The organism is Candidatus Omnitrophota bacterium (assembly GCA_018894435.1).
Classification (GTDB): domain Bacteria; phylum Omnitrophota; class Gorgyraeia; order JAHIPI01; family JAHIPI01; genus JAHIPI01.
Genome location: JAHIPI010000057.1, coordinates 1 through 22,289, shown reverse-complemented (window position 1 = coordinate 22,289; position 22,289 = coordinate 1). Strand labels below are relative to the sequence as shown.

General features: G+C 45.6%; 26 protein-coding genes and 1 tRNA gene. All 27 read left to right on the top strand.

Annotation, left to right across the window (positions count from 1 at the left end):
* Nucleotides 1–11: 11 nt before the first annotated feature.
* A complete protein-coding gene (locus tag KKI13_04470; GenBank protein ID MBU4488302.1) occupies nt 12–1,082 on the top strand; it encodes a tetratricopeptide repeat protein in 1,071 nt (356 codons plus the stop codon).
* A gap of 1 nt (nt 1,083) precedes the next feature.
* The gene (locus tag KKI13_04465; protein ID MBU4488301.1) at nt 1,084–1,659 is read left to right on the top strand and encodes a biotin transporter BioY; all 576 of its coding nucleotides are present in this window, start codon (nt 1,084–1,086) and stop codon (nt 1,657–1,659) included.
* A gap of 105 nt (nt 1,660–1,764) precedes the next feature.
* Complete coding sequence (gene cysK, locus KKI13_04460; protein MBU4488300.1) at nt 1,765–2,688, top strand: cysteine synthase A; 924 nt, start codon at nt 1,765–1,767, stop codon at nt 2,686–2,688.
* 47 nt (nt 2,689–2,735) lie between these two features.
* The gene (locus KKI13_04455; protein ID MBU4488299.1) at nt 2,736–3,944 is read left to right on the top strand and encodes a homocysteine biosynthesis protein; all 1,209 of its coding nucleotides are present in this window, start codon (nt 2,736–2,738) and stop codon (nt 3,942–3,944) included.
* Between the two features lie 60 nt (nt 3,945–4,004).
* Nucleotides 4,005–4,196 (top strand): hypothetical protein, encoded by a 192-nt coding sequence (locus KKI13_04450; protein MBU4488298.1) that lies wholly within the window; start codon nt 4,005–4,007, stop codon nt 4,194–4,196.
* Nucleotides 4,197–4,198: 2 nt separating this feature from the next.
* Nucleotides 4,199–4,900, top strand: coding sequence for a cytochrome c biogenesis protein CcdA (locus tag KKI13_04445; GenBank protein MBU4488297.1), 702 nt, complete (start codon nt 4,199–4,201; stop codon nt 4,898–4,900).
* Between the two features lie 18 nt (nt 4,901–4,918).
* Nucleotides 4,919–5,410, top strand: coding sequence for a TlpA family protein disulfide reductase (locus tag KKI13_04440; protein ID MBU4488296.1), 492 nt, complete (start codon nt 4,919–4,921; stop codon nt 5,408–5,410).
* Nucleotides 5,411–5,419: 9 nt separating this feature from the next.
* Nucleotides 5,420–5,650 carry a NifU family protein gene (locus KKI13_04435; protein MBU4488295.1) on the top strand — a complete coding sequence of 77 codons (231 nt, stop codon included), beginning with the start codon at nt 5,420–5,422 and terminating at the stop codon, nt 5,648–5,650.
* A gap of 47 nt (nt 5,651–5,697) precedes the next feature.
* On the top strand, nt 5,698–6,351 hold the full coding sequence (locus tag KKI13_04430) for a methylenetetrahydrofolate reductase C-terminal domain-containing protein (GenBank protein MBU4488294.1): 654 nt from the start codon (nt 5,698–5,700) through the stop codon (nt 6,349–6,351).
* A 72-nt stretch (nt 6,352–6,423) separates the two neighbouring features.
* Nucleotides 6,424–6,888: an Rrf2 family transcriptional regulator gene (locus tag KKI13_04425; GenBank protein MBU4488293.1), complete on the top strand. Its 465-nt coding sequence runs from the start codon at nt 6,424–6,426 to the stop codon at nt 6,886–6,888.
* A gap of 10 nt (nt 6,889–6,898) precedes the next feature.
* Nucleotides 6,899–8,068 carry a cysteine desulfurase NifS gene (nifS, locus tag KKI13_04420; protein MBU4488292.1) on the top strand — a complete coding sequence of 390 codons (1,170 nt, stop codon included), beginning with the start codon at nt 6,899–6,901 and terminating at the stop codon, nt 8,066–8,068.
* Between the two features lie 4 nt (nt 8,069–8,072).
* Entirely contained in the window at nt 8,073–8,450 is a 378-nt protein-coding gene (nifU, locus tag KKI13_04415) for a Fe-S cluster assembly scaffold protein NifU (protein MBU4488291.1), read from the top strand.
* Between the two features lie 6 nt (nt 8,451–8,456).
* Entirely contained in the window at nt 8,457–9,017 is a 561-nt protein-coding gene (locus KKI13_04410; GenBank protein MBU4488290.1) for a 5-formyltetrahydrofolate cyclo-ligase, read from the top strand.
* 78 nt (nt 9,018–9,095) lie between these two features.
* Nucleotides 9,096–10,634: a ribonuclease Y gene (rny, locus tag KKI13_04405; GenBank protein MBU4488289.1), complete on the top strand. Its 1,539-nt coding sequence runs from the start codon at nt 9,096–9,098 to the stop codon at nt 10,632–10,634.
* Nucleotides 10,635–10,643: 9 nt separating this feature from the next.
* Nucleotides 10,644–11,429, top strand: a complete 786-nt coding sequence (locus tag KKI13_04400; GenBank protein ID MBU4488288.1) for a TIGR00282 family metallophosphoesterase — start codon at nt 10,644–10,646, stop codon at nt 11,427–11,429.
* Complete coding sequence (locus tag KKI13_04395; protein ID MBU4488287.1) at nt 11,429–12,268, top strand: sulfide/dihydroorotate dehydrogenase-like FAD/NAD-binding protein; 840 nt, start codon at nt 11,429–11,431, stop codon at nt 12,266–12,268. The genes KKI13_04400 and KKI13_04395 overlap by 1 nt, the downstream gene beginning before the upstream one ends.
* A 66-nt stretch (nt 12,269–12,334) precedes the next feature.
* Nucleotides 12,335–13,012 (top strand): transposase, encoded by a 678-nt coding sequence (locus KKI13_04390; protein MBU4488286.1) that lies wholly within the window; start codon nt 12,335–12,337, stop codon nt 13,010–13,012.
* A gap of 14 nt (nt 13,013–13,026) precedes the next feature.
* Nucleotides 13,027–14,418 carry an NADPH-dependent glutamate synthase gene (gene gltA / locus KKI13_04385; GenBank protein MBU4488285.1) on the top strand — a complete coding sequence of 464 codons (1,392 nt, stop codon included), beginning with the start codon at nt 13,027–13,029 and terminating at the stop codon, nt 14,416–14,418.
* A 3-nt stretch (nt 14,419–14,421) separates the two neighbouring features.
* Complete coding sequence (locus KKI13_04380) at nt 14,422–15,000, top strand: DUF1559 domain-containing protein (protein ID MBU4488284.1); 579 nt, start codon at nt 14,422–14,424, stop codon at nt 14,998–15,000.
* A 30-nt stretch (nt 15,001–15,030) separates the two neighbouring features.
* The gene (locus tag KKI13_04375) at nt 15,031–15,198 is read left to right on the top strand and encodes a prepilin-type N-terminal cleavage/methylation domain-containing protein (protein ID MBU4488283.1); all 168 of its coding nucleotides are present in this window, start codon (nt 15,031–15,033) and stop codon (nt 15,196–15,198) included.
* A 186-nt stretch (nt 15,199–15,384) separates the two neighbouring features.
* Nucleotides 15,385–16,620 carry an exodeoxyribonuclease VII large subunit gene (gene xseA / locus KKI13_04370; protein ID MBU4488282.1) on the top strand — a complete coding sequence of 412 codons (1,236 nt, stop codon included), beginning with the start codon at nt 15,385–15,387 and terminating at the stop codon, nt 16,618–16,620.
* Between the two features lie 13 nt (nt 16,621–16,633).
* On the top strand, nt 16,634–16,924 hold the full coding sequence (locus KKI13_04365; GenBank protein MBU4488281.1) for an exodeoxyribonuclease VII small subunit: 291 nt from the start codon (nt 16,634–16,636) through the stop codon (nt 16,922–16,924).
* A gap of 31 nt (nt 16,925–16,955) precedes the next feature.
* Nucleotides 16,956–17,774: a polyprenyl synthetase family protein gene (locus KKI13_04360; GenBank protein ID MBU4488280.1), complete on the top strand. Its 819-nt coding sequence runs from the start codon at nt 16,956–16,958 to the stop codon at nt 17,772–17,774.
* A 4-nt stretch (nt 17,775–17,778) separates the two neighbouring features.
* A complete protein-coding gene (gene dxs / locus KKI13_04355; protein MBU4488279.1) occupies nt 17,779–19,677 on the top strand; it encodes a 1-deoxy-D-xylulose-5-phosphate synthase in 1,899 nt (632 codons plus the stop codon).
* Complete coding sequence (locus KKI13_04350) at nt 19,677–20,969, top strand: glutamate--tRNA ligase (protein ID MBU4488278.1); 1,293 nt, start codon at nt 19,677–19,679, stop codon at nt 20,967–20,969. The genes dxs and KKI13_04350 overlap by 1 nt, the downstream gene beginning before the upstream one ends.
* A 27-nt stretch (nt 20,970–20,996) precedes the next feature.
* Nucleotides 20,997–21,070: transfer RNA gene (locus KKI13_04345), tRNA-Gln, on the top strand.
* A 54-nt stretch (nt 21,071–21,124) separates the two neighbouring features.
* The gene (locus KKI13_04340; protein ID MBU4488277.1) at nt 21,125–21,847 is read left to right on the top strand and encodes a hypothetical protein; all 723 of its coding nucleotides are present in this window, start codon (nt 21,125–21,127) and stop codon (nt 21,845–21,847) included.
* The last annotated feature ends 442 nt before the right edge of the window (nt 21,848–22,289 follow it).

The following is a 22,289-nucleotide window of genomic DNA, read 5'->3' as shown; positions in this document are numbered from 1 at the left end:
AAAATCACGGTATGCGGAAGAACATTATTCTTATAATATTATTAGCCCTACTATCCCTTTATGCCCGGGAGGCGCGTGCTGTTGATATCTTGGAGATAAGAGTAAAGAGGCTTTACAAAGAAGCTCAGGCCAAAGCGGACAAAGGCGATTACGACGAGGCCATCGAGATATACAACAAAGCCATACTGATGGCCAAGGACAGGGATATAAAACAGTACCTTATAAACGCAAAGAAAGAATTACAGAAAAAGAAACGCGCGGAAAAAGGCGATTTCCGCATCTTCCGTATGGAAGAAGAGCCGGAAGAGATGATCTTTAAGCCGATGATGGGGGGAATACCGGAAAAACCCGAGGAGAAGGCCGGTTTGGAGGAAGAGAGGGCTCAGCTTGAAGCCGAACGGAGAAAGCTGGAAGCAGAAAGGGCAAAGCTTGAAGAAGAGAGGCGTAAAAAAGAAGTTGCCGAAGAAAAAGCCCGCCTTGAAGAGGAGAAGGAAAGATTGGAAGCCGATAGAGCGAAGCTCGATGAGGAAAAAGCGCAGCTAGAAGAAGAGAGGCGCAAAGAAGAAGTTGCCAAAGAGAAAACCGATAGATCGAGCTTTGAAGAAGAGCGCCGCCGCGCGGAAGCAGAAAGGCAGAAAGCGCTTAAGGCGTTTGAAGAAACGCCCGAAAAGGTAATGCGGAAAGAGGAGCCTGTTTCGGAAGAAAAAGAGCCCGAAGAAGTGGTTATCCAAGGCCAGGAGATGCCCGACGTAGAGACCGAATCCGCTGATCTGGAAGAGAGGAAAGAGAGAGAGGCGCGCGACAGGGCAATTTACAAAAATTCCTTTTACAGGCTTGAGGTAAAAGAGATCTTACGTAATGTGCAGGATAAGTTAAAAGAGGCCTCGGTGAAGTTGGAAGAAGAAGCGGCGTTCAAAAGGACCGAGGCGAAACTCAATGATCTCCTAGCGCTGGACCAGCAGGCCGAAGCGCTTGTGGCCGAAGGTAAATACGAGAAGGCAAGGGGTATCTACGAAAAGATTCTTTCCATGTCAAAAGACCCCGATTTAAAAAAATATATGAAAAAGCAAAAGGGAGATTAATATGAATAGTGTCGCGTTTCAAGGTATACTAAACAAGGAGATTATAATAGATAAAACGACAAGCCGCGTTGCCGGCTGTTTGGTTTTCGCGTTATTTACGGCCATAGGCGCTTATGTGAGGATCCCGCTTTTTTTCACTCCGGTGCCGCTTACCCTTCAGACATTTTTTGTGCTGCTTTCCGGAGCGGTATTGGGCAGGAAATGGGGTGCGGCAAGCCAGGTATTGTACCTTTCACTCGGCGCATTTGGCCTTCCGGTTTTTCAGGGTTACGGATACGGCATATCGCATATCTTCGGCCCGACAGGCGGATACCTTTTTGGATTTATATGTGCGGCGTACGTCATCGGCTATTTTACCGAAAGCGGTGTTTTCGAAAAGAAGAGTTTCAGTATATTTCTGGCGATGATAACGGGACTCGTCGTAGTGTATCTATGCGGCATAGCGTGGCTTAAGCTACTGTTAGGCGCAAATCTGAAGTCAGCTCTCGTAATGGGCCTTTATCCTTTCTTACTCGGAGAGGTAATCAAGGTTATTGCCGCTTCCTATATATATCTTGGCCTCAGAAGCAGATTATAGGCAAATAAGGCGCCACTATATCCTACTAAATTACTCAGGTATAATTTCCAAAAAAAGAAATAAATACTTGACAAAATTCCTAATATATGCTACATTTCCTCCACTATGCCGAAAATATACGATAATATAACAGAAACCGTAGGAAAGACCCCTTTAGTCAGACTAGGCAAGATAAGCCAGGGTCTTCCGGCGGAAATTGTCGCAAAGATCGAGTCCTTTAATCCATGCGGGAGCGTAAAGGATAGGATAGGCCTCGCGATGATAGAGGCTGCCGAAAAAGAGAATCTTATAAAAAAAGGCGCTACTATCGTAGAGCCTACAAGCGGAAATACCGGTATAGGCCTTGCATTTGTATGCGCCCAGCGAGGATATAATCTTATACTGACCATGCCCGATACCATGAGCGTGGAAAGAAGGCAGCTTCTTTTGATATTCGGCGCCAAGATAGTTCTTACGCCAGGCAAAGAGGGCATGTGCGGCGCTGTAGAAAAGGCGGAGGAGATAGTAAAAAATACGCCGAATTCTTTCATGCCGCAACAATTTAAAAATCCAGCCAACCCCAAAATACACAGAGAGACTACAGCTGAAGAGATCTGGAAGGATGCCGACGGCAAAGTGGATATTCTTGTGTCGGGCGTGGGGACCGGTGGCACGCTTACGGGCGTAGGCCAGGTATTAAAAAGAAGGAATAAAAATATTTATATTGTAGCGGTTGAGCCCGCGGATTCACCCGTCCTTTCGGGCGGCAAAGCAGGCTCGCATAAGATACAGGGCATAGGAGCGGGATTTGTGCCGGAGGTCTTAGAGAAAGATCTTATAGACGAGATAATTGCGGTAAAGAATGAAGAGGCAAAAGAGTTTACGAAGAGGTTGGCTAAGGAAGAGGGCATCCTGGCCGGCATATCGAGCGGTGCAGCGCTTTTTGCGGCACATGCGGTAGCAAAACGTAAAGAGAACAATGGAAAACGGATAGTTGTTGTACTGCCCGACACGGGCGAGCGCTATCTAAGTACAGATTTGTTTAAATAAGATTGCTTCGCCCCGAAATTTTGGGGCTCGCAATGACGAGGAGAACCATGGCAAAGACTATAAAAGAAATAAATGAAAAGATAAAAAGAGGCGATGTAGTCGTTGTCACCGCCGAAGAGATAATAGACATTGTTGAGAAAAAGGGCGCAGCCGAGGCAGCCAAATACGTCGATGTCGTCACAACAGGCACCTTCGGTCCCATGTGTTCAAGCGGGGCGTATTTTAATGTAGGCCACTCAAAACCCAAAATAAAACTGGGCGGCGGTAAGGTGACTTTGAACGGCGTACCCGCATATGCCGGTTTTGCGGCTGTAGACATTTATATAGGCGCCACCGCTATGCCGGATGACGACCCACGGAATAAGGTGTACCCGGGCGACTTTAACTACGGCGGAGCCCATGTTATAGAGGAACTTGTAGCCGGCAAGGATGTGAGGCTTGAAGGAACGGCATACGGCACCGATTGCTACCCGCGTAAAAAGATAGATACGCTTATATGCCTGAAAGACCTAAACGAAGCGGTTCTTTTTAATCCGCGGAACTGTTATCAGAATTATAATGTGGCGGTCAATCTATCTGACAAAGCCATTTATACTTATATGGGCGTATTAAAGCCGCATATAGGCAATGCGAATTATTGCAGCGCCGGACAGTTGTCACCGCTTTTAAATGACCCATACTATAAAACCCTCGGTATAGGCACAAGAATATTTCTGGGCGGCGGCGAAGGGTATGTGGCCTGGCAGGGCACGCAGCACAATCCTTCCGTTAAAAGGAAACCGAATGGAGTACCTCAGGCGCCTGCCGGCACTCTCGCGGTAATAGGAGACCTTAAGGGCATGTCCGCAAAATGGCTTTCCGGTTCTTCCTTCATCGGCTACGGCGTCACTTTGAATGTCGGCATAGGAATACCTATACCGATATTGAATGAGGAAATAGTAAAATATACGGCCGTTAAGGATGAGGACATATATGCGCAGATAATCGACTATTCCCAGGCATATCCTCAAGGCATCGGAGAATCACTCGGAGAGATAAATTACAAAGAACTTAAGTCCGGTACCATCAAGGTAAAAGGCAAAGATGTGCCTACGGGGTCGCTCTCCAGCTACAGTAAAGCAATCGAAATAACGGAATTGCTTAAGAAGAGCATAAAAGATAAGAAGTTCTTCCTGACTGAGCCGGTCCAACCCATTCCGGGCGCAGACTCCGGCGTAAAGTTTAAACCGCTTAACGAGCGCCCCGTCAAACAATAAAGATTGAATCGATAAAAGCTGCGTGGTAGAATAATCCCGTTAATATAAGGGAGGTGTTTTATGATACGCAGCATAATAATTCTGTTTCTGATAGTGATGATTTCACTAATGCTATTCAAGGTATTTGCGCAAAATGACGGCGTCGAGGATGCCGACGACATTAGCAGGATACTGGCAAATCAACAGCTTATCATTGAAAAACTGGAAGTTATCGACAGTAAAGTCAATATCTTGAAAACCAGGATCCGCTAGTAATGGGAAACACCGCGCCGGTATCTTTTTCACTCGCTTTCATAGCGGGATTTTTGACATTTGCTTCGCCCTGTATCTTTCCGCTTATCCCCGCATACCTTTCCTATATCACGGGTATATCTTTCAGCAATATAAAAGAAGCCGATAAAAAAAGCATCCAGCGCAAGACCCTCATCTATTCCGTCTTTTTTGTACTAGGTTTCTCGTCGATATTTATAGCATTGGGCGCCTCGGCATCTTTAGTAGGCAGTATTATCTTTGCCCACAAAGCTTTATTGGCGCGCATAGGCGGATTTTTAGTCATACTTTTTGGCCTTTATATAATGGGCGTTTTCCGGCTGGGGGCCCTTGATAAGGAAAAAAGGATAGGATTAAAGCTGCAAAAGACCTCAAAACTCGGTGCCTTCCTTCTGGGTGTTACATTCGCGGCGGCATGGACACCGTGCGTAGGGCCGATTTTAGGGTCGATACTGATTTATGCTGGCACAAAAGAGACAATGTTAGAAGGGATTTGGCTGCTCAGTTTCTATTCACTGGGATTAGCCGTGCCTTTCTTAGTTTCGGCATTTTTGGTCAATTCGCTGCTTTCTATTATGCCCCGGCTCAACAAGTATTTGGCAGCGGTAAAATACATCTGCGGCATTCTTTTGGTCATAATAGGGATATTACTTGTTACAAACCACTTTGGTATGGTAAGATGGTAAGCGAAGTTGGGAGGGGACATGGTTAAAAAAAGCTTTATATTTCCGATCTTAATAAGCATGATATTATTTGCCGGTTGTTCCGTAGCCGAGGAGAGTGCATCAAAAAAAGCGCCCAATTTTTCTCTTCCCGACATAAAAGGTAAAACGGTCAGGCTCTCTGATTATAATAATAAAGTGGTCTTGCTCAATTTTTTTGCAACGTGGTGCCCTCCCTGCAGGGAAGAGATCCCGGACTTCATAGATATGGTCAATACAAAGGACAGCGAAAAATTCATAATAATAGGCATATCTATGGAACAGGGCGACGATGCCACAGTGAAGAGATTTGCCGCCGAAAGGAGAATAAATTATCCTGTACTTATAGATGACGGGCTCGTATCAAAAGCATACGGCCCTATTTATAGTATCCCGACGACATTTATTATAGATAAAAAGGGAAATATAACCCAAAAAATAATAGGTTCGCGCACCAAAAAAGAATTCGAAAAAATAATAGAGCCGCTTTTATAGGAGAGTCCTATGGATGATGTCAAAAAAGACGTAGAGGCCGTACTGAACAAGCTGAGAGCTACGCTGCAGGCAGACGGCGGAGATATAGAATTGGTAGAAGTAAATGAAGACGGTATTGTAAAGGTGTGCCTTAAGGGCGCGTGCGCCGGATGCCCGATGAGCCAGATGACGCTGGCCCATTTTGTTGAAGAACATATCAGAAGGGCGGTTCCTTCCATAAAAAGGGTAGAGGCGGTTTGATGTTTGGGGGTCAGACCCCGTCAGGGGTCTGACCCCCAAAGGGACAAATGATAATTACCAAACAGAAAGACAAATCGGAAATTCTAAAGTATCTTGGCAAAGAGTCCAGGATATTTATAATCGGCTGCGGGGAATGCGCCACGGTATGCAAGACCGGCGGCGAAAAAGAAGTGGCGGATATGAAGAAGTTCCTCGAGAGCCACGGGAAGTCCGTAACCGGTTTTTGCCTGCCGGACGCGCCATGCATAGCAAGCCAGGCGAGGACGGCCATAGGCAAAAATAAGACGGCGATGAAAGAATCCGACGCGCTTTTAATAATGGCATGCGGTCTGGCCATTCAGTCTGTAAAAGAAAACATGCCCTTTGATAAAGCGCTTCATATCGCAAACGATACTTTATTTATAGGAGAGGTAACGAAGAGCGGCGATTTTCTGGAGAGGTGCAGTGCGTGCGGAGAATGCATATTGGAACTTACAGAAGGCATATGCCCCGTTACACGCTGCCCTAAGGGGCTTTTGAACGGCCCTTGCGGAGGGGTTAATAAATCCAAATGCGAGGTCAATCCCGATATTGACTGCGCGTGGGTTTTGATATATGAGGATTTGAAGAAGAAGGGCAAAATACATCTTTTAAAAACCTATAACCCCCCCAAAGACCATTCCAAAATGCTCAAGCCGCGCAAATTAATGGCCGCCTCCTAAAAGAAACTTCATTATAGTTGACAAAAATAGTAGGATATAATAGAATAAAGGCCTATATTAAGGACGTGTCTCTTGAGCATATCCACAAAATCCACATACGGCATAAGGGCAATGTTTGAGCTGGCGCTTAATCACGGCGCGAGCCCCATTTCAGTCGCCTATATCTCTAAAAAAGAAAATATCTCCGTGCCATATCTAGAACAGCTCTTAAATAAGCTGCGCAGGAAAGGCCTTGTAAAGAGTATCAGGGGGCCGGCCGGAGGCTATGTTCTCGCAAAAGCCCCCGCAAAGATAACGATGGGAGAAATAGTAATGGCCCTGGACGGAGATATAACGCCGGTTCATTGCGCGAGCAGCACAAAGCCCATCAAAGCGTGCAAAATGATAGATAGATGCGTCACAAAAACGGTATGGAAAAAATTGAAAAACGCGCTTGATAATACGCTGAACAGTGTTTCGCTTAAAGACCTCTGTGATGATGCAAAAAGGATGAAGGTCGATAAGACTGTTCGTCATAAGTATGAGTTTAATATATAGGGCTTAGGCTATGAAAAGAATATATTTGGACCATAACGCGACGACGCCGGTCGATCCGGAAGTGCTTAAAAAGATGCTCCCTTATTTTGGCGAAGAGTATGGCAACGCCTCAAGCCTCCATTCATTTGGCAGGTATGCGCGCGAAGCGGTAGAAAACGCCCGGTTACAAGTGGCACGCCTCATAGGGCCGGTAGAGCCGGTTGATATAGTGTTTACAAGCGGTGGTACCGAATCCGACAACTTCGCCGTAAAAGGCGCCGCCTACGCATTAAAAGATAAAGGCAGGCATATAATAACAAGCAAAATCGAGCACCACGCGGTGCTTAACGCCTGCGAATTCTTAGCCAAAAACGGTTACGAAGTTACTTACCTCGCCGTAGATGAATACGGATTGGTAGATATGGAAGCGCTTAAGTCCGCGATAAGAAAAGATACGATTCTTATAAGCATAATGTTTGCGAATAATGAAGTCGGGACGGTCGAACCGGTGAAAGAGATCGCAAAGATCGCGCGCGAGAAAGGGATTTTATTCCACACAGATGCGGTGCAGGCGCTGGGGAAGATAGATATAGATGTCGAATCACTCGGCATAGACCTTTTGTCGATATCGGCTCATAAGATATACGGACCTAAGGGCGTCGGGGCACTTTGTATGAACAAAAAGGCGAAGTTGACGCCTCTTATGCACGGCGGCCACCACGAAAGAAACCGCAGGGCCGGTACGGAGAATGTGCCGGGTATAGTCGGGTTTGGAAAGGCGTGCGAACTGGCGGCCGGTAACATGAAAGCGGAAATGAAACGCATAGAAGTTTTAAGAGACAGATTATGGCAGGGTATAATTAAAAGTATAGAAGACGTCAAACTGAACGGCCATCCGACGCTTGGGCTTCCAAATACGCTAAATGTAAGCTTCAAATATGTCGAAGGCGAATCAGTGCTTCTGAACCTTGACTTAAAAGGAATCGCGGCATCAAGCGGCTCTGCCTGCACTTCGGGAAGCCTTGAACCGTCGCACGTTTTAAAGGCGATGAGCGTAGAGCCGGCTACCGTGCAGGGCTCCGTAAGATTTTCCTTGGGCAGCGAAAACACTGAGGCAGAAATAGATAGAGTCGTAAAAGAACTGCCTCCCATTATAAAGAAATTGCGCGACATGTCGCCTTTGTATAAAAACAGCGAGTAGAGAGATGAACAATCAATACAGCGAAAAAGTGATGGAACATTTCAAAAATCCGCACAATGTAGGCGAGATACCGGACGCCGACGGCATCGGTAATGTCGGAAATCCCGTGTGTGGAGACATAATGCGTCTTTATATCAAAATAGAAAACGGCAGGATAAAAGACGCCAAATTTAAGACATTTGGCTGTGCCGCCGCCATAGCGACGTCAAGCATGGTGACCGACCTTGTAAAGGGGAAGACTATAGAAGAAGCGCTCGAGATCTCTAACAAGGCCGTAGCCAGCGCGTTGGACGGCCTGCCGCCGGTCAAGATGCACTGTTCAATGCTTGCGGAAGAAGCGCTGAAATCCGCAATAGGGGATTACCTTAAGAAACGCGGGTGAACGCACATGGTAGATCTACTGAAAAGAAAGATAAGAAAGGAGACATTAGATAGGCTGTACGCTATCAATAAAAAAGATAAAGAACAAAAAGTAAATATACTAAGAAGGAAACTATTTTCACTAACTGAGTTTAAAGAGGCAAAATGCGTGATGTTTTACGTATCCAAGCCTTATGAAGTGGATACGCATGAAATGATAGACGAATCAATACAAATGGGGAAGAAAGTTGTGGTGCCCATTACCGTTAAGGAGGAAAAGACGCTGAAGCTTTCCGAATTAAAGGATAGGGAGAAGGAACTTATAAGAAGCCATTACGGCATTCATCAGCCGGGCGAGAAGCACGTAAAACCCGTTTCGCTTGAAGAGGTGGACCTCATGGTAGTGCCGGGCATAGCTTTTGACAGGCACGGCCACCGTCTGGGGCACGGCGGCGGGTATTTTGACAGGTTCCTTCACAAAGCTCCGCCGCGTCTTTTTACGGTGGGGCTCGCTTTCGATTTTCAATTAGTTGATGAGCTTCCTCGATACGACACCGATATTCCCCTTAATAAGATTCTTGTATCGTGATATTTACGCATTAGGCCTTTTTATGAAAGGAGGAGGATTCAATTGAATTTAGGCAGTATCAATCTTACTCATATAGGAATGGGTATTCTGGGAGCCGCTTTCTTCTTTGTTTTTGGTTATATGATCCGGAAGATCGTGGCGAAAAAAAGGCTTAAGTCCGCTGAAGAAAAAGCAAGAGTTATGCTTGAAGAGGTCAAGAAGGAAGTAGCCAACAGGCGAAAAGAGATAGACCTTGAGGCAAAGGATCTTCTTCATAAGACAAGGAATGAGTTTGAAAAGGAATCGCGCGACAGAAAGCAGGAACTCTTTGCGCTTGAAAGAAGATTAATACAGCGCGAGGAGAACCTGGACAGAAAAGTAGATATGATCGACAAGAAAGAGAAAAATGTCGAACATAGAGAGGGCTCCCTTATTGCTAAAGAGCATAGCGCGGATGCTAAGATAAAGGAACTGGACCACGTTCTCGAGGAGGAGAAGATAAAACTGCAGCAGATATCAAGCATGAGCAGAGATGAGGCAAAGAGGATACTTCTGCACCGCTTAGAGGGCGAAATCAAGCAGGAAGCGGATATTATGATACAAAGGACCATTGAGGAAGCTAAAACGAACGCAGACAAAGAAGCTAGAAAGATAGTCGGTATGGCCATACAAAAATGCGCCGCGGATCATACCGTAGAAACTACCGTAAGCGTAGTGAACCTGCCGAGTGACGATATGAAAGGCCGTATCATAGGCAGAGAAGGCCGTAACATAAGGGCGCTTGAAATAGCGACGGGAGTTGATGTCATAATAGACGATACGCCGGAAGCGGTCATACTCTCGGGGTTTGATATGGTAAAACGCGAGATCGCCAAAAGGAGCCTTGAAAAGCTCATAGAAGACGGCAGGATCCACCCCGGGCGCATAGAAGAGGTAGTTGAAAAAGTAAAGAAGGAGATGGATGAGCATATTAAAGAGGAGGGCGAAAAGGCCCTATTTGACGTCGGCATCCACGGCATGCACGTAGAGATCATCAAACTTTTGGGCAGGCTGAAATACAGGACCAGTTACGGTCAGAATGTCCTGCAGCATTCCAAAGAAGTCGCCTATCTGATGGGTGTTTTGGCGGGAGAGTTAAGGATAGACCCGACGCTGGCAAAGAGAATAGGCCTTCTTCACGATATAGGAAAGGCGACGAGCCATGAGGTCGAAGGGACCCATGCAAAAATAGGATCCGACCTTGCCAGAAAATACGGCGAGACGGAAAGCGTCATTCACGCGATAGAAGCGCATCATCAGGACATAGAGCCGAAGACTCTAATGGCTGTTTTGGTGCAGGCCGCTGATGCTATAAGCGCCACAAGGCCCGGCGCAAGGCGCGAAACGCTGGAGCTTTATATAAAACGCCTCGAAAAACTGGAGGCGATAGCAGATTCATTTAAAGGCGTTGAAAAGTCCTTTGCAATCCAAGCCGGGCGGGAAATAAGAGTAATCGTGCAACCGGATAAGATAACCGATGCCCAGGCGATTTCAATGGCAAGGGATATCACAAAAAAGATAGAAGAAGGGCTCGAGTATCCCGGCCAGATCAAGGTGACAGTCATACGAGAGACGCGCGCGATCGATTACGCGAGATAAGGAGCCAATATGAAGATACTGTTCATAGGCGATATAGTAGGTTCGCCGGGCAGGCGCGCTATTAAAGAACTTGTCCCGAAAATAACTAAAAAAGAAAAGATAGATTTTGTGGTGGCCAATGCGGAGAATGCCGCGGGCGGCTCAGGAGTTACGCCCAACATTGCCGAAGAATTATTCTCTTACGGAGTGGATGTCATTACTTCGGGCGACCACATATGGAAGAAGAAAGAGATTGTGGAATTTCTGGACGCGGAAAGCAAGCTCCTTAGGCCGGCAAATTATCCGGCCGGCGCGCCCGGCAGCGGCTGGGGAATATATTCGGCAAAAAATGGCGCCAAAGTAGGCATTATAAATCTCGTCGGCAGGGTATTTATGGAGGCCGTGGAATGCCCGTTCAAAACAGGGCGCGATATAGTAGAGAAGATCCGGAAAGAGACACCCATCATCCTTATAGATATGCACGCGGAGGCGACCAGCGAAAAGATAGCGCTTGGCTGGTATCTTGACGGCGAGGTGAGCGCGATATTGGGGACGCATACGCACGTTCAGACAGCCGATGAAAGGATATATCCTAAGGGCACGGCTTTTATTTCGGACCTCGGTATGACCGGGCCGCATGATTCCGTTATAGGGAGAAAAGTGGAGCAGATACTTACGCGTTTTTTAACCAGCCTTCCGACGCGCTTTGAGATGGCCGAAGATAATGTACAGCTGAACGGCGTGGTTGTGACAATAGACGAAAAGACCGGGAAGGCGCTGGAAATAAAAAGAATTAACGAAAAGTTAGGTGGCTGATGTTTGCGATATTGGAAAAAAAGAGGTTGAATTCGCAGGTTACATTTATGAAGTTAAAAGCGCCGCATGTCGCGAAAAATGCAAAAGCGGGACAGTTTGTAGTGCTGAAGATAGACGAGAAAGGCGAAAGGATCCCTCTTACTATAGTGGATACGAATAAAAAAGAAGAGGCCGTTACCATAATATTTCAGGAGGCAGGTACTACCACTAAATGCCTTGCCAATCTGGAGAGGGGCGAGAGCATTATGGATATTATAGGGCCCCTTGGCCGGTCCACGCACGTTGAAAAACTTGGCAGAGTAATATGCGTAGGCGGCGGAGTAGGGACTGCAGAGATCTATCCGGTAGCAAAGGCCTTCAAAGAAGCGGGAAATGAAGTCACATCCATAGTAGGCGCGCGCAATAGAGAGCTCGTTCTTTTGACCGACGAGATGAAAGCGACGAGTGATCATTTTCATATAGCTACTGATGACGGTTCTTCCGGGGAGAAGGGATTTGTTACCGATATTTTAAAGAAACTGCTTGATAAAGATACTTATAATCTAGTCTATGCCGTTGGGCCGATATTTATGATGAAGGCGGTAGCCATGCTTACGAAGCAATATAATCTAAAGACGATGGTTTCCTTAAATGCGAATATGGTGGACGCCACCGGCATGTGCGGTACTTGCCGCGTGACAGTAGGCGGGAAAACAAAATTTGCCTGCGTCGACGGCCCGGATTTTGACGCGCACGAGATAGATTTTGATGAGTTTATAAACCGCGACAGGCGTTTTAAAGATAAAGAAGAGGAGTCATTAAGGCATCATGAAAAAACAGGGTGCAGAAGAAAGGGTTAAGAAAAAGGGGACAGGCTACTTTTTCAGGAAACCAAATAATCGTCTTTTACGCAAAAGAATAATATAATGCCACGAATTGCACGAGGTTTAGCAGATGGTTTGATTTATCATGTCCTTAACCGCGGAAATGGAAAGCAGACGATTTTTCATAAAGATCAGGATTATAGAACATTTGTCGAGTTAATGAAAGAGGCAAAAAAGAAGTACGAGATCAAGATTTTCGCCTACTGTTTGATGCCAAATCATTTTCACATAGTTATGATGCCAATTCGGGCGGGAGAATTAAGCAAATATATGCAATGGTTAATGACAAGCCATGTGCGAAGATATCACAGACATTATGAAACCAGCGGCCATGTATGGCAAGGCCGGTTTAAGAGTTTCATTATTCAAGAAGATAATCATTTGTTGACTGTTTTGAGATATGTTGAGAGAAATCCATTAAGAAAGGGGCTTGTTAAATCGGCTAAACAATGGACATGGTCTTCTCATCGCGAATCTATTAATGAGAAACCCGTTTTGTTAATCGATAAAATTCCCATAGAGTTGCCTGACGATTGGAGTCGATATGTAGATATGTCTCCAACAAATGAAGAAGTTGCGGAGATATCTAAATGTGTAAATCGCGGCTGTCCCTATGGAGCACCAGTATGGCAACTACAAGTGAGCAAGGAACTAGGATTAGAATCTACTCTCAAACCGAGAGGCAGACCTAAGAGTATTATTGAGAAAGGAGAAAAGTAGCCTGTCCCCTTTTTATGAAAAAGCAACGCGCAGAGGATAGAATTAAAAATTTTTTCGAGGTAGCGCTGGGACTTTCGGAAGAGGAAGCGAAGGCTGAGGCAAAAAGATGCATTCAGTGTAAGGAACCGAGCTGCGTCGCAGGATGCCCCGTCGAGATAGATATACCTAAGTTTATAGGGTTGATCCGAGACGGCAAATATAGCGAGTCCATAAAGGCCATCAAGGAAAAGAACAGTCTTCCTGCCGTGTGCGGCCGCATCTGTCCGCAGGAAGAGCAGTGCGAATTAAAGTGTGTTTTGGGCAAAAAGGGAAAGCCTATAGATATAGGTTCGCTTGAGCGCTTTGCCGCGGATTGGGAGTTGAATCGTCGTCCGTCGTCCGTCGTCCGTCGTCCGAATGACTCGCGGAATACGGAATACGGAATACGGAATACGGGTGCAAAAGTTGCAGTAATAGGTAGCGGGCCCGGCGGATTGACATGCGCCGCGGACCTTGCACGAATGGGCTATAGTGTTACACTTTTTGAGTCGCTCCATAAAGCCGGCGGAGTGCTCGTTTACGGAATACCGGAATTCAGACTTCCCAAGTTAACAATCAAAGTAGAGATTGAATACATAAAGAGCTTGGGTGTTGATCTGAAGGTCGATTATGTAATAGGAAAGACCGCTACTATACAAGAACTGCGGGAAGAGGGTTTCAAGGCATTTTACATAGGGACAGGGGCAGGGCTTCCTTATTTTATGGGCATACCCGGTGAAAACTTAAACGGCGTATATTCCGCCAATGAATTCCTGACGCGGATAAATTTGATGAAGGCATACCGTTTTCCCGAATACGACACGCCGGTAAAGATAGGAAAGCGTGTGGGAGTGATCGGCGGAGGCAATGTCGCATTCGATTCTGCGCGATGCGCGAAACGGCTCGGCGCAGAAGAGGTTTATATAATATATAGACGAAGCCGCGACGAGATGCCTGCGAGGCACGATGAGATAAAAAATGCCGAAGAAGAAGGCATAATATTTAATCTTTTGACAAATCCTGTAAAGTGTCATGGCGACGAAAAAGGGTGGCTTCGCGAAGTAGAGCTTGTGAAGAACGAACTGGGCGAGCCGGACGCGAGCGGGAGGCGCAGCCCTGTTTTGATAAAAGGATCTAATTATCGGATTCCCATGGATACCATAGTCGTCGCCATAGGCCAGGGGCCGAATCCGCTTTTATTGGATACGATTCCGGAAGTGAAACTGAACGAACGCGGCTATATAGCGACTGATGAAAATTGCCAGACATCCGCGCCCGATATCTTCGCCGGCGGCGATATCGTTACAGGCGCCGCGACCGTAATTTTAGCGATGGGCGCGGGCAAAAAGGCCGCAAAATCGATAGATAAATTTCTTAAAACGAGATAAGCCGTGATTAAAAAATCTTTGGGCTTTACTCTCATCGAGCTTTTAGTCGTGCTTGTAATAGTCGGCCTTCTTATAGCCATTATACTGCCGGCCGTAAGAGGCGCTATGGATTCAGCTAAAACAGCCGTATGTATGAATAATTTACGGCAGATATACCTTGGTATGCAGATGTATGCGGATGATCATGATGGTAATAACATTCCTTCTTGGCCCGGGCCAAGTGGTCCCGGAGTTACGTCAACAACAAGCGGTTATATCTGGGCAAATAATATGAAATACGGGCTCGGCAACCTGTATCCGGACTATATTGATGACATTAATATCTTTTTCTGCCCGTCCAATAATAAGAAATTAGGGGATATATTTGATGACGATCCGCCCAGTGACTTCGGGGTAAGCGGAAAAAAAGTCCCGTGTTCATATTGGACAACTTTTTACCTTACCGACGGGGTATTTAATACGATGGAGCAATCAAAGGATAAATTGATCGTCTGGGACAAAAATATAAAGGGCACCTTTAACGGGCCGCACAGAAGAAAAAGCAATAACCTATACGGAAACGGATCGATCAAGTTGGAATAAATCTATCAGCGCGGATAAAGATGGCATGACATGAAAGCAAGTGCCTTTACACTTATCGAACTTTTAGTTGTCCTTGCAATAATCGGCCTGCTTATAGCCATATTGCTTCCGGCTATAAGAGGTGCGGCCGATTCTGCCAAAACAGCCGCATGTATGAATAACTTACGGCAGATATACTTGGGATTCAGATGTTTTTAGAGGACCATCAAGACCGATGGCTGGCTTTTGTCGGTCCGGAAAACCCGGGTAGCGGTTTAACGCAGTTTACGTCTGTTATTTGGGATGGTCAAAATACTACGGGGATAGGGGTATTGTTTTCTCAATATATCCGTAATATAATATGTATAAAGTACCATCATAAGGGGACCCCCAGGGAAATCTGCGATGGAAAAAGATAAAGATATATTTATGAAAGAAGAAAGGCGCATATATACCGTAAGCGAGCTTACCGCGAATATACGCGAGCTCGTGGAAGGGGCATTTCCGGAGGTGTGGGTGGAGGGAGAGATCTCCAATTTTATAAAACACTCCTCAGGGCACATGTATTTCAGCTTGAAAGATGCCGGCGCGGTGCTGACTTGTGCTTTTTTTCGCTCGGCGAATCAGGGATTAAAGTTTCAGATCAAAGAAGGTATGAATGTCGTCTGTTTTGGGAAGATCAGCGTCTATGACAAGCGCGGCCAATACCAGCTTTACGTGGATAAAATAGAGCCCAAGGGAGTAGGCGCGCTTCAGATGGCATTTGAGCAGCTGAAGGCGAAATTACAGAAAGAAGGGCTTTTTGATGAGGCGCGCAAAAGGCCTATTCCGTATCTGCCGACTCGCATAGGCGTGGTGACTTCTCCGACGGGCGCTGCGATAAGAGATATATTGAATGTAGTCAAGCGGCGTTTTCAGAATGTGGAAGTTATATTGAATCCTGTAAGAGTCCAGGGAATCGGTGCGGAAAAAGAAATAGCCGAGGCGATAGAGGAGTTTAATACTTTTAATAACATGTCCGCCGATAAACGCGTGGATGTATTAATAGTGGGAAGAGGCGGCGGCTCGCTTGAGGATTTATGGTCTTTTAACGAAGAGATAGTCGCGCGCGCGATTTTTGATTCAAAGATACCTATAATAAGCGCGGTCGGCCACGAGATCGATTGGACTATAGCGGATTTTGTCGCGGATAAAAGAGCGCCGACACCTTCGGCCGCGGCAGAGATGGTCATCCCCAGAAAAGAAGACCTTTTGATCAGGCTCGAAGAACTCGACGGCCGGTTAGACAATTCTATAATCGACAAAATTACTTTACTCGGGGACGAACTTAAGGCGCTATCGGAAAGTTATATTCTAAAGCAGCCGATAAATATAATAGAGCAGCACCAGCAGCGCATTGACGATATTGCGAGGAATATCGAAGTAATGACCGGCCATATGCTGGATATAAATGAAGCGGCGTTCGGCGCAATCTGCGGGAAGCTTGATATGCTTAGCCCGTTTAAAGTTCTTTCGCGAGGCTACAGCATAACCAGCCGCGCCTATTCGGGCATAGTGGTGAAGGATTCCACGGAACTTAAAAAAGGCGACGAAGTAAAGACAAAGCTTGCAAAAGGCGAGTTTATTAGCGAAGTTAAATAACACAGGAGCTAAAATGGCGGAGATAAAATTTGAGGAAGCGCTGAAGAAACTGGAGAAGATAGTGGCGGATCTGGAGAAGGGCGAGCTTTCGCTGGATGAATCGCTGGCAAAATATGAAGAAGGGATAAAGCTTTCGAAGATCTGCTCCAGGCAGCTTGAAGCGGCGAAGAGCAAAGTAGAGCTTCTTATGAAATCGGGCAGCAAATTCGGGCTGGCCCCCTTTGAAGAGGCCGCCTGTGAGGAAAAGGCGAAGACAAGGCATAAGCGGCCAAAGAAATCCGACGATTCCCCGGGCCTATTCTAACCTGGTTAGAATAGGGGGGGGGGTAGGGATTATGATAAAGAGTTACCTAGAGAAAAATAGAAAATCAATAGACAGAGCACTGGATAGGTATCTGCCCAAAAAGACGGCTATGCCAAATCTGATACACGAGGCTATGCGTTATTCTGTTCTTAACGGCGGAAAGAGGATAAGGCCGATACTGTTAGTGGAAAGCGCTAAAAGCGCCGGCAGAAAAACAGGCGATGCTCTTTTGCTCGGGTGTGCCATAGAATTGATACACGCCTATTCCTTGATACATGACGACTTGCCATCAATGGATGATGCCGCCACACGGCGAGGAAGGCCGAGCTGCCATATAAAATACGGCGAGGCAAACGCAATATTGGCGGGCGATGCGCTCCTCTCACTTGCTTTCAATGTTATATCGCAGATAAAGGATAAGAAAAAAATCGGTGATATCATATTTGAGGTTTCGCGCGCCATAGGTACTTTTGGCATGGTAGGCGGGCAGGCGATAGATTTAAGCATTAAAGATAAAGCCAATATAAACCTGCCCACGATGGAGTACATAAATATACTGAAGACAGGTTCACTTATAAAAGTATCCTGCAAAATAGGGGGCATTATAGGTTCTGCTAGTCAGAAAAAGATAAAGGCATTGGAGGCCTACGGCGAGCATCTGGGGCTTGCTTTTCAGATAGTCGACGATATATTAGATGACGACGGCTATGCGAAGATCGTAGGCATAAGCGCCGCGCGGGAAGAAGCGGAAGACCTGATAAGTGTTGCGAAAAAATCGGTGGATGTATTCGGCAAAAAAGCCGGCAATTTAAATAAAATAGCGGATTTTATCCTCAAGAGGGAAAACTAAGTTTATGGCAAAACTATTGGATAAAATAAACAGCCCCGCAGACCTGAGGCGGCTGGATCCAAAAGACCTGCCGCAATTGGCGGAAGAGACAAGGGAACTAATAATAGATGTTGTCGCGAAAAACGGCGGCCATCTTGCGTCATCACTCGGCGCGGTGGAGCTTGCGTTAGCGGTCCATTATATATTTGACACGCCGCGCGACAAAGTGTTGTGGGACGTAGGCCATCAGGCATACGCGCATAAGATATTGACCGGGCGAAGAGAGGCATTTCGCGCGATGCGCCAGCTGGGCGGTATAAGCGGATTTCCCAATTGGCGCGAAAGCGAATTTGACGTATTTACCGTTGGCCATAGTTCCACATCAATAGGGAGCGCCCTCGGCCTTGCAGCCGCGCGCGACCTAAAAGGAGGCGACGAGAGGATCGTCGCAATAATAGGAGATGCCGCTTTAGGCGGAGGGATGGCATTTGAAGCGATGAACCACGCGGGCCATCTTAATAAAGACATACTTGTCATATTAAACGATAACGAACTCTCCATAACAAAGAGCGTTGGAGCGCTCAGCAGTTATCTCAATAGCATATTAGTGAATCCCGTATATAATAAGATGCACAGCGACCTGGAGCGCCTCGTAAAACGGATACCGCGTTTTGGATTTGGCGCTTACAGGGCCGCGAGAAGATTTGAAGAGGGCGTTAAAAATTTGCTTGTCCCGGGCCTATTTTTCGAGAAACTCGGATTCAGGTATTTTGGTCCTATAGACGGCCACTCGGTCGAGGATCTTATCAGCAAGTTGAAGCAGATAAAGAATCTTAAAGGGCCTATAATGCTTCATACGATTACCAAAAAGGGAAAAGGGTATAAATTTTCGGAAGAACGCCCGTCAGAATTCCACGGAAGCGCGCCTTTTGATAAATTTTCAGGCGAACGGGCAGATTCTGCGGCCGGGGAAGATACGTTTACGTCGGCTTTTTCGGAGAAGTTGTCGGAGATGGCAGAAAAAGATAAAAGAGTCGTTGCGATTTCCGCTTCCATGCTATCCGGCACAGGCTGCGATAAATTTGCGGAAAGATACCCCGAAAGGATGTTTGACGTAGGTATAGCCGAAGAGCATGCCGTGACCTTTGCGGGCGCTTTGGCGAAGGGAGGGTTTAAGCCGTTTGTGGCGATATATTCCACCTTTCTCCAGCGCGCCTATGACCAGATAATACACGATGTCTCCCTGCAGTCACTCGGCGTCGTATTTTGCGTCGACAGGGCCGGCCTTGTAGGAGAAGACGGTGAGACGCATAACGGAATATTCGACATCGCGTATCTGAGGCATATTCCAAATATGGTAGTAGCGGCGCCCAAGAACACCATTGAGCTTAAAGATATGATGGAATTAACCCTTAATTCAAACAAGCCTTTCAGCATACGCTATCCAAGAGGGGGGCAGGTTTTCGGCCTGGGGCGCGATATGCCTCATTCAAAGCTTATAATAGGAAAGGCTGAAACCTTGCGCGAGGGGAAGCACCTGGCTATTTTAGCGCTGGGAAGCATGGTCGCGGTATCTCTTGAAGCAGCGAAGATTCTGGATAAAACAGGCATCCATGCCACAGTCGTCAATGCGCGTTTCGTAAAACCGCTTGACAAAGAATTGATTGAAGAGCTGTCGCGGCACTTTAAAAAATTTGTTACCGTCGAAGAAGGTATCGTTAGCGGCGGATTCGGCAGCGCGGTTCTGGAGTTTATAGACAGAGAGAACATAAAAGGAATAGAGCTGAAGGCAATAGGGCTTCCTGACGAATTCATAAGCCATGGAAAGCGCGAGGAAATTTTAAGAAAATATAACTTGACTGCGGAAGGCATCGCCAGCGTAGTGGCGAGCGAGATGTTTGAAAAACAGTTAAAGGAGGCGTGATGGTCCGAGTCCGTTTTGCACCGAGCCCTACGGGTTTTTTACACATAGGAAGCGCAAGAAGCGCGCTTTTTAACTGGCTTTTTGCCCGCCACGAAAAAGGGTCGTTTTTACTGCGTATCGAGGATACCGACAAAGCACGCTCTAAGGATGAATTTCTGGAGGAGATTTTGGCGAGCCTCAAATGGCTGGGGATGGAATCGGATGAGCCGCTTGTGTTCCAATCCGAACGGCTGGACCTTTATCTCGCCACCGCCGAAAAACTTCTTAAGGAAGATAAAGCATATAGAGAAGAAAATGCGATACGCTTTAAGATGCCCAAGAAGAAGATAAGGTTTAATGATATCTGCAGAAATGAGATCGAATTTGACTCCGAGGTGCTAAAAGACGAAGTCCTGATAAAGTCGGACGGTTTCCCCACGTATAATTTTGCCTGCGTTATAGATGATGCCGACATGAAGATAACGCATGTGGTGCGCGGCGACGACCACATCTCAAATACACCGAAGCAGATAGCGATATATGAGGCGCTAAAGCTCCCTATACCGAAATTTGCGCATATCCCCCTAATAATGGGCCCGGACGGCGGCCGGCTTTCAAAACGCCACGGCGCTACAAGTATTATGGAATATAGGAAAATGGGGTACCTTTCGGATACTCTGGTGAATTTCCTTGCGCTTATGGGATGGGCGCCGGGCGGTGACAGGGAGATACTGCCCGTAAAAGAGATCGTAAAAGAATTTACCCTCGAGAAGGTGAATAGGACAAGCGCCATTTTTAATATTGATAAACTGAACTGGCTTAACGGCCAGTACCTGAAGGAGAAAGATTCGAAAGAACTTTTAGAACTTTTAATACCGCTCCTTCTGGAAAGCGGAATAATAAGCGAAGATTTTGATAGAGAAAAATTACTTCGTTTGATAGAATTATACAAAATCCGGATAAAGACCTTGGCTGATTTTGAGGGCCATATCAGGGCCTTCTATACTGACGAGCTTGATTACGACCCCGCAGGGACAAAAGAGCATCTTAAGAAGGAAGGTACGAAGCTCATTTTGTCCGACTGGCAGAAGAGGATTTCTTCTATAAGCGATTTTAATGTCGCCGCACTTGAGAAGAATTGTAAGCAGTTGGCGTCGGAGTTGGGCATAAAACCCGCGCGCATAATACATTCTACCCGAATGGCCATAAGCGGCACGACGCAAGGCGCGGGGCTTTTTGAGATGATGGAAGTGATGGGTAAGGACACTGTTTTAACGCGCCTTGACTACGCGATAAAAAACTTTGCTCTTTAGACATTTATTATTAACTATAGACTAAATTGGCGGATGGTGTAATGGTAGCACTACAGATTCTGGATCTGTTAGTCTAGGTTCAAATCCTAGTCCGCCAACCAATGTTAACAACTGTCCGAAACTGAAATAAGTTCGGATTATTTAAGATATACAATATGAGATTTGAAGAATATATAAAAGAAGATGAAATTTCTCAACCAAGAACTCCAAAAGAGTTCAATGATTGGTTTGGGAAAAAATTAGAAATCACCAAAGAACTAAGAGAAGAACTTAAAACACAGAATATTCTGCATCAAGGCGTAGCAAAGATTTTTTATGAAGAACTTTTTCCTCTTTATAGGTTACTTCAAAATAAACTTGAAGAATGGAAAGATGTAAGATTCAAACCTATCATTGGGTGTCAGAATTATGATGTTAGAGTTGAAAGCAAGGCGAATGATATTCCTCAATACATCGAAATCACAATTGCAGATCGAAACGAAATAGAGCATGCCAGAATGGAATATTTTTTAAGCCATGGGCACGTTAATATGATAGGGGATGTTTCAATTGAAAGAGATAAGAAATTAGGAAAGAAAGTTACCGTAGACGAAGAAGCGTGCTCCTCTGAAGAAATAAACCAGAAAATCAAAGGTCGAATCCGTGAGTTGATTGATAAGAAAATGGCAGTAAAAGAAAGGCTCAATAATACCGCTTTATTAGTATTTTTTGATGACTATACGGCTTTTCGCTATGATATAGATAAGTCAAAACTAGAAATGCGTACTTTTTTGGATGCGCTCAATATACAATGGCAGAGCCGATATTTAGCTCTTTATGTTGTTGGAGCTTCTGGAAAAGGTTTTTGGGAAAATAATAGTAGAGGAAATAATACATAAAAGCTGGAATTTTATTTTTTATTTTAGCATTTGCGGTATGATCTTGGCATAGTTATTTTTCAAAGCAGAAGATAGGGTTTCAAAAATACAAAGTCCCGAAAATTATGTGGTCGGAAACAGGGCTTTTAATTGTAATGTTGTTAGGATTTGTGTTTATCGTAGTTTCGTTTTTAATGGCATATTGGTTAATATCATGGAGATGGTTTGTTAAGTTACCGATTTTACTTATTTTCTATTGATTTTTTATTGGAAATTGCCGTTGATTTTGTTTTAGGAGTCAAAATCAGAGAAGGGAAGAGCGAAAAAATTCAAGCAGAATAATTATTATGCTAGTGTCGCTAAGCGCAAGCATTAAAAAGGGGAAGGCGAATGGGATTTTTCGAGAAATTATTTAGTGAAAAAATAGAAAACGAAAATAGAACCAAGCCTTTTTATCAAAATA